Raw genomic sequence first — 14,552 nt, 5'->3', positions numbered from 1 at the left:
GCTCCGGACGGGCGAACAGACAGGGGAGAATCAGGTGAGCATCACGGCAGAGGCAGGCGACGAGCCAAAGGTATCGCGCGCCGGCCTTGGCGGCTGGATGCTGTTCGACTGGGCAGCCCAGCCGTTCTTCACGGTGATCATCACCTTCATCTTCGGCCCCTATTTCGTGTCCCGGCTCACCGACGATCCCGCCCACGGGCAGGCGATGTGGGGCTATACGCTGACCATCTCCGGCATCGTCATCGCGGTGCTGTCACCGGTGCTCGGCTCGATCGCCGACCAGACCGGCGCCCGCAAGCCCTGGATCGCCTTCTTCGCCGTCATCAAGATCGTATCACTGGCGCTGCTCTGGTACGCAGTGCCGGGATCGTCGCTGATCTACCCGTTCATCTTCATCATCCTGGCGTCGATCGCGGCGGAATTTTCCATCGTTTTCAATGATTCGATGATGCCGCGGCTGGTCAGCGAAAGCCAGATCGGCCGGATTTCCAACATGGCCTGGGGGCTCGGCTATCTCGGCGGCATGATCGTTCTGATCGCCGTCGTGACGCTTCTGGCCGGCAGCCCGGAATCCGGCAAAACAATTCTCGGATCGGACCCGCTGTTCGGCCTTGATCCGGCAACCGGCGCCGACGCCCGCATCACCGGGCCAATCTCTGCCGTCTGGTACCTGGTCTTCATCCTGCCGATGTTCCTGTTCACGCCCGACGCGCACAAGGCGACCATGCCGGCCGCGACCGCAGTACGCGCCGGCATTACCGAGCTGCGGCACACGATCGGGGAACTGCGGCAGCGCTCCGGCATCCTGCGTTTTCTCATCGCCCGGATGATCTTTCAGGACGGCGTCAACGGCCTCCTGGCGCTTGGCGGCACGTTCGCGGCCAGCATGTTCGCCTGGCAGACGGTCGAGCTCGGCGTCTACGGCATCATTCTCAACGTCGTTGCCATTGGCGGCTGCCTCTATGCCAGCCGGCTCGATGCGAAACTCGGCTCGAAGGTGATCGTCACCGCCAGCCTGATCTGCCTGACCATCGCAACACTGGGGATCGTCTCCACCGGTCCGGGCTATACGCTGTTCGGATTGCTGCAGCTTTCGACCGCAGACGCCGGCGGACTGTTCGGCACGGCAGCGGAAAAGGCCTATATCGTCTTCGGCCTGCTGGTCGGCATCGCCTTCGGCCCGGTGCAGGCGTCGTCGCGTTCCTATCTGGCGCGCAGCGTCAGTGCCGATGAAGCGGGCCGCTATTTCGGCATCTATGCCCTGTCCGGACGGGCGACGACGTTCCTCGCCCCCGCATCCGTCGCCACCGTCACCTTGATATCAGGCTCGGCCCGCATCGGCATGATGGCGCTGGTGGTGTTTCTGGCGGTGGGGCTGCTGATCCTGATCCGCACTCCTTATCCGGCAAACAGGCCGGTATAAGGCAAGCAAAGCGGTCGTTTGTTTGACGCGTTTTGTGAACTGTCCGGTCATCCTCGGGCTTGACCCGAGGATCCATTTTTCTGGGCGCATGGATGGTCGGGTCAAGCCCGACCATGACGGAGGGGGAGCTTGGCGCCCAGTGCCATCAGCTCCCTTGCTAGCAGTCTCATGAGTATCCGCTCGAGCGATCCGTCTTCAATGCCGGAAGTGGCGCATGCCCGTAAACACCATGGCAACACCGGCCTCGTCGGCGGCGGCGATCACGTCCGGGTCGCGCATCGAGCCGCCCGGCTGGATGACGGCGGTGGCGCCGGCCGCAATCATCGACAAGAGGCCATCTGCAAACGGCAGGAAGGCTTCCGATGCGACGGCCGAACCATGCGTCAGCGGCGCGGGCAGGCCAAGCGCCCGTGCCGCTTCCTCGGCTTTCAGGCCGGCGATACGAGCGGAATCGACACGGCTCATCTGGCCGGCGCCGATGCCGACGGTCTGGCCGTCCTTGGCATAGACGACGGCGTTGGATTTCACGTGTTTTGCCACCTTGAAGGCGAACTTCATGTCTTCCAGTTCCTGCGCCGTCGGCGCACGCTTGGTGACGACCTTCAGCTCCAGGTCCTCGACCATGCCATTGTCGCGGGTCTGCACCAGCAGGCCGCCGGCGACCGTCTTTGCCGTCAGGCCCGGCACGCGCGGATCGGGCAGGGCGCCCGTCACCAGCAGGCGCAGATTGGGCTTGCCGGCGATGACGGTCTTGGCGATGTCGCTGACCGACGGGGCAATGATGACCTCGGTGAACAGCTTGACGATTTCTTCGGCCGTGGCGCCGTCGAGTTCCTGGTTCAGCGCGATGATGCCGCCGAAAGCGGAGGTCGAATCGCAGGCGAGCGCCCGCTCATAGGCCTCGAGCAGGGTCGAGCCGGTGGCGACGCCGCAAGGATTGGCATGCTTGATGATGGCGACGGCCGGCGACTTTGCGGCCGGAAACTCGGCCACCAGCTCGAAGGCGGCGTCGGTGTCGTTGATATTGTTGTAGGAGAGCTGCTTGCCCTGCAAAAGGGTCGCGGTGGCAACGCCGGGACGGTTCTCGCCGGTGATGTAGAATCCGGCTTTCTGATGCGGATTTTCGCCGTAGCGCATCTCTTCCTTCAGGACACCGCCGATGGTGCGGTGGAGCGGCATCGGCGTATCCAGCACCTCGGCAAACCAGCCGGAAATGGCGGTGTCATAGGCTGCCGTGCGGGCATAGGCCTTGGCCGCCATCTTCTGGCGGAAGGCGAAGGAAGTCGCAGCTCCCGTGCCAAGCTCGGTCAGCAGCGCCGTATAGTCGGATGCATCGGTGATGACGGTGACATAGGCGTGGTTCTTGGCCGAGGCGCGGATCATCGCCGGGCCGCCGATGTCGATATTCTCCACCGTCGTCGGATAATCGCCGCCCTTGGCGCGGACATCCTCGAACGGATAGAGATTGATGACGGCCAGATCGATGCCGGTAATACCGTGCGTCGTCATCGCCTGGACATGGTCCTCATCGTCGCGGATTGCCAGAAGACCGCCATGAACGCCCGGATGCAGGGTCTTGACCCGGCCGTCCATGACCTCCGGAAAGCCGGTAATCTCGGACACGTCGGTGACAGGCAGGCCGGCATCGGCAAGCGCCTTGTGGGTGCCGCCGGTCGACACCAGATGAACGCCCTTCTGATGCAGCGCGCGCGCCAGATCGACGATGCCGGTCTTGTCGGAAACCGAGAGAAGGGCGGTGCGGACAGTGACCTGATCCGGGGCGGGAATTTTCTTGGAGGCGACAGCCATCATCAAGCTCCTTGGTAGGCGCCGGATATCGGGAGGGGCTTCCGGCAAATGTCCGCCTGCCGTTAACACAGCTTTCCCCGTGAAGAAACCGGAGTCACGGCGAAGAGCGTCTTACCCGGCCGATTGTCACGCTTCGCGTGAAAAAATCCACTGGATTTCGGGTTGCGAGGCCGCCGCAAAGGTCACCGTCAGCTGGGAGGTCTTGCGCACACCCGAGGGGTCGGCAAAAAAGATGTCTTCCTCGACCACCACCTCGCTGTCGCGGCAGGTAAACAGCCAGACTTCACCGTCCGGAGCGCTCAGATAGACCTCATGGGCGCTGTGCTGGCGGATATTGATCGCCGGGTGGATATGAAACCGCGCAACGGCGACGGCCGTATTGGTGTCTGCCGGTTCGCTGCCATCCGGCTGGAACAGCCGGTCGCGGCCGCGCACCGTATTGCCCAGACCGTTGATGCCGATATCGCGCTCGTGCATCAGCCCGAATGCCTGGGCATAGCCGTCATGGCTGGCAATAACGGCATCCGGCTGACCGTCCCGTTCCACGCGGCGCACAGTGACCTTCGAAATGCCGCCGGTGACGATGGGGCCGAGGAACTGCGACTGCGACAGGCGCGACGACGAGCGATCGTTGACCGTCACGGTCGAATGCGCCGCCGTCAGACGCGCCAGCTGGCGGTATCGTTCGCCGGCAAACTTCGGCGATCCGGAATTGATGACGAACCGGTGGCGGCCGGACGACATCTCGAACGACAGGCAACCGGCATGCGCCGTTCGCGACAGTTCCGGCGAAAGCGGCTTGCCGGTATCGATGATGACGACGACATTGTTGTGCGCCAGCCGTTCGTACTGGATATGCGGCAGCGCCTTGAACGGTGCCCCGGCGGTCTCGTCATAGCGCAGGACGGCCATCAGCTCGTTGGCGAGCGTCGAGGTGGCGCCATTGAACAAAGCCAGTTCGCCGCCTTCGTGACGGAAGAAGCGCAAGGCCGGATACATCCGGTCGATGCAGGGAATGAGCTTGGCCGGAACGTCATGGCCGAGATTGACATAGGTCTGACGCAGCGGCAGCAGATCGATCAGCAGCTCCAGCCCGGTGCGCGGATTGCGCGAGCTGTGACCGCCATCGGCCAGGATCTGCCGGTCAAGTTCCTGATCGAGATTGCGCGCCGCCTTGCGGATCGTCGATTCAGACGCCGGCATGGCGACCGACGCCATGGCCAGCGCGATCCGCGCCCGCAGCCGCGCTTCGCCGTCGCAGGTGGTATCGGTGATATGGCGCAGGTAACGCACCTGGAAGGCCAGGCTTTTGAGGAAACGGCGATAGAAGGCATGCTCGGCATTGCGCAGGATGATCGGCGAATGCGAAAGCCAGGCAATCAGCCGCTGCGACAGGATATCCGCTTCCCAGGCGATGCCGCCGATATAGCGGCCATGCGTCACGATCCAGTCGTTGACGATATGGCGCAGCTGCGCGAAGGCTTCCTCGTCCTTGACCGACCGCATATGGCGGACCCAGCCGAAGGAATGCAGCCGCACGCCGAATTCCTGCGATGGAAGATCCATCTCGAAAGGGGATTCGCCCTCGGTGTCGAGCACGCGGCCGGCCAGCGGAAAGCGGCCCTGCAGGATTTCCTCGGCAACGAAGGGATCGACCGCGCGCAGGTCCGTCGGCGCAACGATCAGGCGATCGGGCGTGGTGCCGGTGAAACGGAACGCGGTGTTGCGGCCCAAGGCAAGCCGGCGCGAGAACCGGCGCCAGCCCTCACGCAGATAGAGATAGAGAAGCCTTTGCCGGTCTGAAATCTGCATTTTCGACGCCTGCGCGTCTCCCTACTCCCGGACCGGGCCTCATGCCGCATCGAAAACCGGAATGACTGCTGTCCGCACCAGATACCAACAGGACGACGATCGCGCCTGAAAAGTCGTTAAACTTTTATGAATCGCCTTGGTATTGTTAGGCAAATGCACCCGATGCGTCAATTGACGCGCGAAATTGGCCTGTTGACGACCGAAAACAGTGTGGGAACAACGGTGCCCTTCAGGCCTTGCGGCGCAGGACGACGGCATAGAAACCATCGAGACCGCCGGAAAAACCATCCTGTGGCGGGATCATCGCCGGCGTGGTGCGGAACTCGCCAAGCGAGGTGACGGCACTCTCCAGCCCCGGCCACTGTGCGGGATCGATGGCCACACGTTCGCAATTGCCGCCAGCAAGAACGCGCTCGGTCACCTCTTCGCCCTCGCGCTTGTCAAGCGAGCAATTGGAAAAGACCACGAGACCATCCGGCTTGACCAGCGTCAGCGCATGGCGCAGCAGCTTTTCCTGCAGCACGGCCAGTTTCTCGATATCCTCCGGTCCCTTGGTCCACAGGACATCGGGATGGCGGCGGATCGTGCCGGTCGAGGAGCAGGGCGCATCCAGCAGCGCGGCGTCGAACAGCTCTTGCGTGCGGAAATCGGCCATGTTGATTTCCTGCGTCGCCGCTTCCAGCCCCAGACGGGCGAGATTGCCCTGAAGACGCTTCAGGCGGCTTGCCGACTGGTCCAGCGCCGTGACATCGGCCCCGGCCAGAATGAGCTGCGCGGTTTTCCCGCCCGGCGCAGCGCAGAGATCGACCACGCGCTTTCCCGTGAGCGAGCCGAAAAGCTTTGCAGGAAGGGCGGCGGCGGCATCCTGCACCCACCATTCGCCGTCGTCGAAGCCCGAAAGAGCCGGAACCGCGCCGGAAAAGCCGGCCAGACGGATGGAGCCGGTCGGCAGCAGGCGGCCGTTCAGGCGCTCTGCCCAACCCTTGGCATCCGATTTGACGGTTAGATCGATGGCCGCCGGTGTCAAAAGCGCGTCAGCGATGCGGGCCGCCTCATCGGCACCGTAATAGGCGACCAGGCGCTTGTGAAACCAGGCCGGGATCGCCGGAATTTTTTCGCCGACATTGTCGAGCAGATCCTGCTTTTCGCGCGACATGCGGCGAAGGACGGCATTGACGAGGCTGGCGAAACGCTTGTTGCGCGGATCGATCTGCGCCTGCTCGACCGCGAGGTCGACGGCGGAATGATCGGGAATATCGAGATAGAGGATCTGCGCGGCGGCAACCGTCAGAACATGATCGAGCGCGCGGGCGCCTTCCGGCAACGGATTCTGCAGCAGCGAGCCGATCATCGCCTCGATACGCGGCAATTGCCGCAATGCCGAGTTCAGGATTGCGCGAACAAGCGCGCGGTCGGCCTCGTTCAGTTCGCGATAGACCGGATTGCCATTGCCGGCATCCAGCATGCCGTCCAGCGAGGTCTTGCGGTCAACCACGGCCGCCAGCATCTTGGCCGCCGCCTGGCGGGCCCGGATGCCGGGCTTGTCGCTGCGCTCAAAGGCCGGATTGTCCTGGCCTTGCCCGCGGGTGCGGGCCGGGCGGTTGTTTCGTTTCGGATTCGAATCGTTTTTATTGTCGTCGGACGTCAAGACCAGGGACCTTTCGGTGGTTGCGAACCACCGCGACCCCAGCCTGTCGGCGGCACGGAGCGCGATTTGCGCACCGGATTATCAGCCCTGACCGGCGGCGTCGAGACCGGTTGCATCTCTGCTGCCATCTGCTGAAGGGCGGCGATGCGGTTTTCCGTGGCCGGATGGGTGGAAAACAGACTGTCCATGCGCTCGCCCGACAGCGGATTGATGATGAACATATGGGCGGTGGCCGGATTGCGCTCGGCCTCGTCATTCGGCACCTGATGGGCGAAATTGGAGATCTTGGCCAGCGCGGAGGCCAGCGCCAAAGGCTTGCCACAGATCTCGGCGCCGCGCCGGTCGGCGGAATATTCACGCGTGCGGCTGACGGCCATCTGCACGATCATCGCCGCAAACGGCGCGACGATCATCGCCACCAGCACGCCGATGAAACCGAGCGGATTGTTGTTTTCGCGATTGCCGCCAAAGAAGAAGGCGAAATTGCCGAGCATCGAGATCGCACCGGCCAAGGTCGCGGTCAGGGTCATTGTCAGCGTGTCGCGGTTTTGCACATGCGCCAGTTCATGCGCCATCACACCGGCAACCTCATCGTAGGAAAGAGCCTGCAACAGGCCCGTGGAAGCGGCAACGGCGGCATTTTCCGGATTGCGGCCCGTGGCAAAGGCATTCGGCTGCGGATTGTCGATGACATAGACCTTGGGCATCGGCAGACCGGCATTTCGGGCGAGATCGCGGACGATGCCGTAATATTCCGGCGCCGTGCGCTCATCGACCTCCTGGGCGCGGTACATGCGCAGCACCATGCTGTCGGAATTCCAGTAAGAAAAGAAATTCATCCCGGCAGCGATGACCAGCGCGATCATCATGCCGCCCCTGCCGCCGATCAGGAAACCGACCGCCATGAACAATGCGGTCATGAAGGCCAGAAGCATGGCAGTGCGCATGAGGTTCATCAGTCAATCTCCAAGGGTTTGCCAACGTTTCACGTGAATCACGGGTTTCGCTTCGACGCGGGTTTCCTATATGATGGGGATATTCGGCGCTTTCTTCAACATTTTCGCGGAAATTCGCATGCAGAACGACAATGACAATGCGGCCGTCGAGCCGCGCAAGCCTCTTTCGCCGGCGGCGCGGCGGGCCCTGGCGGAAGCCGAGGAACGCCGAAAGGCACAGCAGCCGCTGAACCTGCCGGAAGAACTGGGCGGACGCGGCGGGGCCGAACCGGTCCGCTTCGGTGACTGGGAGATCAACGGCCGGGCGATCGATTTCTAAGGAAATTATTCCTATTTAGGTCGCCTGCTGGCCGGTGTACTTTCTTTCACCGATGTTTCTCTCACCAGAATCCGGCTCAAGAACTGCGTCGGAGCGGGCTATGTCTCGCCCTATGACGGCGGACGCGAAGCGAAGACTTGCTTATCCCGGTCAACAACCCGAGCCATTCCGCTGTCGAATGGCTCGGCGTTCAGCCTATTATTTCCTGTTCTGCCGATTGGCGATCAGGTCATCGACAACCGCCGGATCGGCAAGCGTCGAGGTGTCGCCCAGTGCGCCGAAATCGTCCTCGGCGATCTTGCGCAGGATGCGGCGCATGATCTTGCCGGAGCGGGTTTTCGGCAGGCCGGGGGCAAACTGGATCTTGTCGGGCGAGGCGATGGCGCCGATTTCCTTGCGGACATGGGTGATCAGCGCCTTGCGCAGATCGTCCGAACCGGTCTGACCAACCATCAGCGTCACATAGCAATAGATGCCCTGTCCCTTGATATCGTGCGGATAGCCGACGACAGCAGCTTCGGAGACCGCATCATGGCTGACCAGCGCCGATTCGACTTCGGCCGTGCCCATGCGGTGACCGGAGACATTCAGCACGTCATCGACACGGCCGGTGATCCAGTAATAGCCGTCCTCATCCCGGCGGCAGCCGTCGCCGGTGAAATATTTGCCCTTGTAGGTGGCGAAATAGGTCTGGATGAAGCGCTCGTGGTCGCCGTAGACCGTGCGCATCTGGCCCGGCCAGCTGTCGGTGATGCAGAGATTGCCGTCGGCGGCACCGTCCAGAACCTTGCCTTCGGCATCGACCAGCTGCGGCTGCACGCCGAAGAAGGGGCGGGTGGCCGAACCCGGCTTCAGGGCCGTGGCGCCGGGCAGGGGGGTGATCAGGATGCCGCCGGTTTCCGTCTGCCACCAGGTATCGACCACCGGGCAGCGGTCCTCGCCGACGATATGATAGTACCATTCCCAGGCTTCCGGATTGATCGGCTCGCCGACCGAGCCCAGCGTGCGCAACGACGTGCGCGACGAGCGCGTGACGAAGGCATCGCCCTGGCCCATCAGCGCGCGGATGGCGGTCGGCGCGGTATAGAAGATATTGACCTTGTGCTTGTCGACCACGTCCCAGAGACGGCCGGCATCCGGATAGGTCGGCACGCCCTCGAACATCAGCGTCGTGGCGCCATTGGCGAGCGGACCATAGACGATATAGGAATGGCCGGTGACCCAGCCGACATCGGCGGTGCACCAGTAGATATCGCCATCGTGATAATCGAAGACATATTGGTGGGTCATCGAGGCATAGACGAGGTAACCGCCCGTCGTGTGCAGCACACCCTTCGGTTTTCCGGTCGAGCCGGACGTGTAGAGGATGAACAGCGGATCCTCCGCCTTCATCTTCGCCGGCGGACAATCGGCTTCCACGGTCGCGACAGCCTGATGATACCAGATGTCGCGCTCGGAGAACCAATTGACCTTGCCGCCGGTACGGCGGACGACGACGACGGACTTGACCTCGACACCACCGCGCCCGGCAATTTCGATCGCCTGATCGGTGTTGGCCTTCAGCGGGATCGGCTTGCCGCCGCGCAGGCCCTCGTCGGCGGTGATGACGAAGGTGGACTGGCAATCGACGATGCGTCCGGCCAGTGCATCCGGCGAAAAACCGCCGAACACGATGGAATGCACGGCGCCGATGCGGGCGCAGGCGAGCATCGCATAGGCCGCTTCCGGGATCATCGGCATGTAGATGGTGACGCGGTCACCCTGTTGAACGCCGTTTGCCTTCAGCACATTGGCGAGGCGGCAGACATGTTCGTAGAGTTCGCGATAGGTGATCTTCTTGTCGTCATAGGGATTGTCGCCTTCCCAGATGATCGCCACCTGGTCGCCGCGCTTTTCCAGATGCCGGTCGATGCAATTGGTGGAGACGTTGGTGACGCCATCCTCGAACCACTTGATCGAAACGTCGCCCTCGAAAGAGGTATTCTTGACCTTGGTATAGGGCGTGAACCAGTCGATCCGCTTGCCGTGCTCGCCCCAGAAACCTTCAGGATCGGCGACACTCTGCCGGTACCACGCCTGATAGGTCGCGTCGTCGATGAGAGCGCGTTGCTTGGCTGGTTCCAGCACCGGATAGGTTTTCACGGACATTCGAATTTCCTCCCTGTACAGGCCGTTTCAGGCGGCACATCTCCTCGCGCGCACCCACTTCGGGCGCCATACATATCAGGTCAAGGCACGGCGTCCATTAGACAAAAGGTCATTTCTTCAAGAAGAATTGCATTTCTGCGACGACGCAGGTATAGAGGCGCTAATTTCCCGGAAATTAAAGTGGTTACACCCCACGGCCCGCGACACCGGCGCGGACGGACAGAAGGACTATATCCATGGCTCAACAACTGCTTATGCCCAAAGCGACGGCCGTATGGCTTGTTGACAACACGGCCCTGTCGTTCGAACAGATCGCCACGTTCTGCAAGCTGCACCCGCTGGAAGTCAAGGCAATCGCCGACGGTGAATCGGCGCAGGGCATCAAGGGCCTCGACCCGATCGCCACCGGCCAGCTGTCGCGCGACGAAATCGCCCGCGCCGAGGGCAACCCGAACCACAAGCTGAAGATTTCCGAGCCGAAGGTTCGCGTGCCGGACAACAAGCGCAAGGGCCCGCGCTACACCCCGGTTTCCAAGCGCCAGGACCGCCCGAACGCCATCCTCTGGCTGGTGCGCAACCATCCGGAACTGAAGGACGCCCAGATCTCGCGTCTCGTCGGCACCACCAAGTCGACGATCGAGCAGATCCGCGAGCGCACCCACTGGAATTCGACCAACCTGACGGCAATGGACCCGGTCACGCTTGGCCTGTGCACCCAGATCGACCTCGACCTCGAAGTCGAACGCGCCTCCAAGGGCCGCCCACTGCCGACCGCCGCCGAACTCGGCGCGACGCTGGAAGCCTCGCGGGAAACCGAAAAGCTGCCGTTCTCCTACGAGCGTGAGGAAGAAAAGGAAATCGACGCCGACGCCGTTTTCTCCAAGCTCAAGGCCCTCAAGTCCGACCGCAAGGACGAGGACGAAGACGACGCCTACTGATCGGAACACATCGTTCCCGACTGCAAAACCCGGATCGGCTGATCCGGGTTTTTTATTGTCAAACGCGGGCACGCCCATTGAGCGCGGTAAAGGCAAGTTCTGCCGGTTGAAGCGGCAATCTGCCTTGGGGCCATCAAGCAGATCCGCAACGATCGCCGGCGCGGTTCAGCTTTGCCGCCTTATGCAGGCTTGCGATCGATCCACCGATCGGGAAGGATGGCTGGCGCGAATCTTGCTTCGTTCGCTGCATCGGTCTGCCCCGCCAATCGGGCAAATCGTTTCCCTTCATGCCCAAGTCCTCTTCATGCCAAATCCAGGAATCCCGCATGCCTCGCCTCCTTTCCATTCTCGCCCCCATCGCAGCCGTGGCCTCGGCTGTTCTCTCCACGGCCACAATGGCCCTCGCCGCAGATGTCGTTGCGCCAAAGGTTCTCGTCGTCACCATGTTCGGCGAAGAGGCCAAACCCTGGATCGAAGGGCGCAAGCTCGAAACGAAGATCAAGGTTCCGGGCCTTTCGAAGGAATACCCGGACGTCGCCTGCGACACTGAGGGCCTCTGCGTCATGACCACCGCCATGGGCTTTGCCAATGCCGCAAGTTCCGTATCGGCTGTGCTCTACAGCGGCCTGTTCGATTTCAGGCAGACCTATGTCCTGATCGCGGGCATTGCCGGCGTCGATCCGAATGACGCAACACTCGGCTCTGCGCTCTGGGCACGCTATGCCATCGACGGCGGGCTGCGGCACGACATCGACCCGCGCCAGATCCCCTCCGACTGGCCAAACGGCATGATCGCGCTGGGCGCCAAACATCCGGGCGAAAAAGCCAAGTGGGGGGCGGGGACCGAGGTCTACAAGCTCAACGAAGCGCTGCTCGAAAAAGCGTTCGCGTTGACGAAGACGGTTGAGCTCGCCGATAGCGACAAGGCAAAAGCCTACCGCGCCACCTATCCGGCAGGTCCGGGCAGCAGCGCCCCGATCGTTGCGATCTGCGACACGGTCTCGATCGACACCTACTGGCATGGCTCGAAGATTGCCGAGGGCATGCAGCAATGGGCATCTCTGGTGACCGACGGCAAGGCGAATTACTGCACCACCCAGATGGAGGACAATGCCTCGCTGACCGCACTGCGCCGGGGCGCCGATGCCGGGCTCCTCGATTTCGACCGGATTGCCCTGCTGCGCACCGCCTCCAATTTCGACCGCGAGGCGCCGGGGCAGACGGCGGCGGAATCCCTGTCGGCGGAATCCGGCGGCTTTCTTCCCTCCACGGCCAATGCCTACCGTGTCGGCTCGACATTCGCGAATGCCGTCATCACCGATTGGCCGGCCTGGTCGAAAGGCGTGCCCAACAACTAAGACAGCCGCGCTATCCCCGACCGCCCCACGGGCGACCGGGCATGGCGGCGATCAAGCGATGCGAGGTCTGCCACGAACGAACAGTGGCAACCTCCCCCTTCTCTCCGATGTCTAAATCCCGGCCGTCGAAGGTTGCCCCTCGTCACAGCCGCGACCGGCGCCCGTGCTGAAATTGCGCGGCCGTTTTTCGGCTGCCACGTGGGACTCCGGCTAAGGGTCGTTCTTTACCGGCTGGAGATCCCTATGCCCCGCGCCTGCAGCACCGCAGCAATTTCATCGAGCACCGCCGGATCGTCGATCGTTGCCGGCATCTTCCAGCTTTCGCGGTCGGCGATCTTCTGCATCGTGCCGCGCAAGATCTTGCCCGACCGCGTCTTTGGCAGACGCTGGACGCAGATCGCCGTCTTGAAGGCGGCAACGGGTCCGATCCGTTCGCGAACAAGACCGATGACCTCTTGCTCGATATCCGACGTTTCACGGGAAACATTGGCGTTGATCACCAGAAATCCGGCGGGCACCTGGCCCTTGATCGGATCGGCGATACCGATAACCGCACATTCCGCCACATCCGCGTGACTGGCACAAACCTCCTCCATCGAACCGGTGGAGAGACGATGGCCGGCAACGTTGATGATGTCATCGGTGCGCGACATGATGAAGATATAACCGTCTTCATCGATATAGCCGGCATCGGCGGTGCGGTAGTAGCCGGGAAATTCGGACAGGCAGGCCTCGCGAAAGCGTTCATCCGCGTTCCAGAATGTCGGCAGGCATCCGGGCGGCAGGGGCAGCTTGATCACCACATTGCCCAGCGTTCCGGGCCCGACGGGATGGCCGGCATCGTCAAGCACCTGGACGTCGTATCCGGGCAGAGGCACCGCCGCCGAGCCATATTTGACCGGCAAAAGCCCAAGCCCGATCGGATTTCCGGCAACCGGCCAGCCCGTTTCGGTCTGCCACCAGTTGTCGATGACGGGAACACCGAGCTTTGCCTCCGCCCAGCCGACCGTATCCGGATCGGCGCGCTCGCCTGCCAGAAAAAGCGCCCTGAAACCCGAAAGGTCATAACCGCCGATCAGATCGCCCTGCGGATCCTCCTTGCGGATGGCGCGAAAGGCTGTCGGCGCGGTGAACAGCGTGGTGACACCATGCTGCGCGATCACCCGCCAATAGGCCCCGGCATCCGGCGTGCCCACCGGCTTGCCCTCGTAGAGAATTGCCGTGCTGCCGTTCAGCAACGGTCCGTAGACGATATAACAATGGCCGACGACCCAGCCGATATCGGAGGCCGCCCAGAAGACCTCTCCCGGCCTGGTGCCGAAGAAATGCCGCATGGACCATGTGAGCGCGACCATATGGCCGCCATTGTCGCGCACCACGCCTTTCGGCTGGCCGGTCGTTCCCGACGTATAGAGGATATAGAGCGGATCGGTGGCCAGAACCGGCGTGCAGGGGGCTTGCGCGCCGCGTTCCCTGGCTGCGGCGACGGCCAAGGCGAAATCGATATCCCGGCCAGTCTGCAGATCGGCCTTGAGGGCTTGCCGCTGGAACACGAGGCAATGCGCCGGCTTGTGCCGGCTCATCCCGATCGCTGCATCGAGCAGCGGTTTATAGGCGATGGTGCGCCCGGCCTCGATGCCGCAGCTGGCCGTCACCACCAGCTTTGCCGCGCTGTCGGTTATCCGCGTCGCCAGCTCGCTTGCCGCGAAACCGCCGAAAACCACGGAATGGACAGCGCCGATCCTGGCAGCGGCCAGCATGGCAAACACAGCCTGCGGGATCATCGGCATATAGATGACGATCCGGTCGCCCTTGCCGATCCCCAGATCGCGATAGACGGCCGCGAGTGCCACGACCTCGTCGAGCATGGCGCCATAGGTCCAGTGCTCGACCGTGCCGGTGACCGGGCTGTCATAGATCAGCGCATCCTGGCCGGCCCGGCCCGAAGCAACGTGACGATCCAGGCAATTGAAGCAGGTATTGGTTTCACCACCGGGAAACCAGCGGCCATAGACGCCCAACTGCGGATCAAAAACCCGATCGAATGGCCGGAACCAGTCGATCTCCCGCGCCGCTTCGGCCCAGAAGCCATCCGGATCCTGTTTCCACGCGTCGTAAACCTCGGAATAGCTGCTCGCCAT

Annotated in this window: 11 protein-coding genes; 4 read left to right on the top strand and 7 right to left on the bottom strand. The window is 62.7% G+C overall.

All coding sequences use genetic code 11. From position 1 onward, the window contains the following. Nucleotides 1–34 precede the first annotated feature (34 nt). Complete coding sequence (locus ADU59_RS20495) at nucleotides 35–1,423, top strand: MFS transporter (RefSeq protein WP_068956016.1); 1,389 nt, start codon at nucleotides 35–37, stop codon at nucleotides 1,421–1,423. A gap of 195 nt (nucleotides 1,424–1,618) precedes the next feature. Here ADU59_RS20495 and purH read toward each other — a convergent pair whose 3' ends face one another. The 4 genes from purH to htpX form a co-directional block, all read right to left on the bottom strand. Then, nucleotides 1,619–3,232, bottom strand: a complete 1,614-nt coding sequence (gene purH / locus ADU59_RS20490; RefSeq protein WP_068956205.1) for a bifunctional phosphoribosylaminoimidazolecarboxamide formyltransferase/IMP cyclohydrolase — start codon at nucleotides 3,230–3,232, stop codon at nucleotides 1,619–1,621. A gap of 126 nt (nucleotides 3,233–3,358) precedes the next feature. Continuing rightward, the gene (locus ADU59_RS20485; RefSeq protein WP_068956015.1) at nucleotides 3,359–5,044 is read right to left on the bottom strand and encodes a heparinase II/III family protein; all 1,686 of its coding nucleotides are present in this window, start codon (nucleotides 5,042–5,044) and stop codon (nucleotides 3,359–3,361) included. Between the two features lie 229 nt (nucleotides 5,045–5,273). Then, on the bottom strand, nucleotides 5,274–6,692 hold the full coding sequence (locus ADU59_RS20480; protein WP_068956014.1) for an RsmB/NOP family class I SAM-dependent RNA methyltransferase: 1,419 nt from the start codon (nucleotides 6,690–6,692) through the stop codon (nucleotides 5,274–5,276). Further along, nucleotides 6,689–7,648 (bottom strand): zinc metalloprotease HtpX, encoded by a 960-nt coding sequence (gene htpX, locus ADU59_RS20475; protein ID WP_068956013.1) that lies wholly within the window; start codon nucleotides 7,646–7,648, stop codon nucleotides 6,689–6,691. Before htpX ends, ADU59_RS20480 begins: the two co-directional genes overlap by 4 nt. Nucleotides 7,649–7,718: 70 nt before the next feature. Between htpX and ADU59_RS20470 the strand changes: the two genes are divergently transcribed. Then, nucleotides 7,719–7,967, top strand: coding sequence for a DUF1674 domain-containing protein (locus ADU59_RS20470; RefSeq protein ID WP_068956012.1), 249 nt, complete (start codon nucleotides 7,719–7,721; stop codon nucleotides 7,965–7,967). A gap of 198 nt (nucleotides 7,968–8,165) precedes the next feature. Here ADU59_RS20470 and acs read toward each other — a convergent pair whose 3' ends face one another. After that, a complete protein-coding gene (gene acs, locus ADU59_RS20465) occupies nucleotides 8,166–10,115 on the bottom strand; it encodes an acetate--CoA ligase (RefSeq protein WP_068956011.1) in 1,950 nt (649 codons plus the stop codon). 236 nt (nucleotides 10,116–10,351) lie between these two features. Between acs and ADU59_RS20460 the strand changes: the two genes are divergently transcribed. Beyond that, nucleotides 10,352–11,053 (top strand): DUF1013 domain-containing protein, encoded by a 702-nt coding sequence (locus tag ADU59_RS20460; protein ID WP_068956010.1) that lies wholly within the window; start codon nucleotides 10,352–10,354, stop codon nucleotides 11,051–11,053. 133 nt (nucleotides 11,054–11,186) lie between these two features. Here the strand turns inward: ADU59_RS20460 and ADU59_RS20455 are convergent, their stop codons facing one another. Next, nucleotides 11,187–11,381, bottom strand: a complete 195-nt coding sequence (locus ADU59_RS20455; protein ID WP_068956009.1) for a hypothetical protein — start codon at nucleotides 11,379–11,381, stop codon at nucleotides 11,187–11,189. Between ADU59_RS20455 and ADU59_RS20450 the strand changes: the two genes are divergently transcribed. Continuing rightward, on the top strand, nucleotides 11,380–12,411 hold the full coding sequence (locus tag ADU59_RS20450) for a purine-nucleoside phosphorylase (RefSeq protein ID WP_068956008.1): 1,032 nt from the start codon (nucleotides 11,380–11,382) through the stop codon (nucleotides 12,409–12,411). The genes ADU59_RS20455 and ADU59_RS20450 overlap by 2 nt on opposite strands. Before the next feature lie 224 nt (nucleotides 12,412–12,635). Here the strand turns inward: ADU59_RS20450 and ADU59_RS20445 are convergent, their stop codons facing one another. Then, nucleotides 12,636–14,552 (bottom strand): propionyl-CoA synthetase, encoded by a 1,917-nt coding sequence (locus ADU59_RS20445; protein ID WP_068956007.1) that lies wholly within the window; start codon nucleotides 14,550–14,552, stop codon nucleotides 12,636–12,638.

It is taken from the genome of Pararhizobium polonicum (assembly GCF_001687365.1).
In the GTDB taxonomy this organism is placed as follows: Bacteria; Pseudomonadota; Alphaproteobacteria; order Rhizobiales; family Rhizobiaceae; genus Pararhizobium; species Pararhizobium polonicum.
The sequence above is the reverse complement of the archived record's forward strand: the minus strand, read 5'-3'. Positions and strand labels throughout refer to the sequence as shown.

Excerpts from the sequence above, each read along its gene's own strand:
- purH (WP_068956205.1), bottom strand. The coding sequence starts at position 3,232 with ATGGCTGTCGCCTCCAAGAAAATTCCCGCCCCGGATCAGGTCACTGTC.
- ADU59_RS20485 (WP_068956015.1), bottom strand. The coding sequence starts at position 5,044 with ATGCAGATTTCAGACCGGCAAAGGCTTCTCTATCTCTATCTGCGTGAG.
- htpX (WP_068956013.1), bottom strand. The coding sequence starts at position 7,648 with ATGAACCTCATGCGCACTGCCATGCTTCTGGCCTTCATGACCGCATTG.
- ADU59_RS20470 (WP_068956012.1), top strand. The coding sequence starts at position 7,719 with ATGATGGGGATATTCGGCGCTTTCTTCAACATTTTCGCGGAAATTCGC.
- acs (WP_068956011.1), bottom strand. The coding sequence starts at position 10,115 with ATGTCCGTGAAAACCTATCCGGTGCTGGAACCAGCCAAGCAACGCGCT.
- ADU59_RS20460 (WP_068956010.1), top strand. The coding sequence starts at position 10,352 with ATGGCTCAACAACTGCTTATGCCCAAAGCGACGGCCGTATGGCTTGTT.
- ADU59_RS20450 (WP_068956008.1), top strand. The coding sequence starts at position 11,380 with ATGCCTCGCCTCCTTTCCATTCTCGCCCCCATCGCAGCCGTGGCCTCG.
- ADU59_RS20455 (WP_068956009.1), bottom strand. The coding sequence starts at position 11,381 with ATGCGGGATTCCTGGATTTGGCATGAAGAGGACTTGGGCATGAAGGGA.
- ADU59_RS20445 (WP_068956007.1), bottom strand. The coding sequence starts at position 14,552 with ATGGCGAGCAGCTATTCCGAGGTTTACGACGCGTGGAAACAGGATCCG.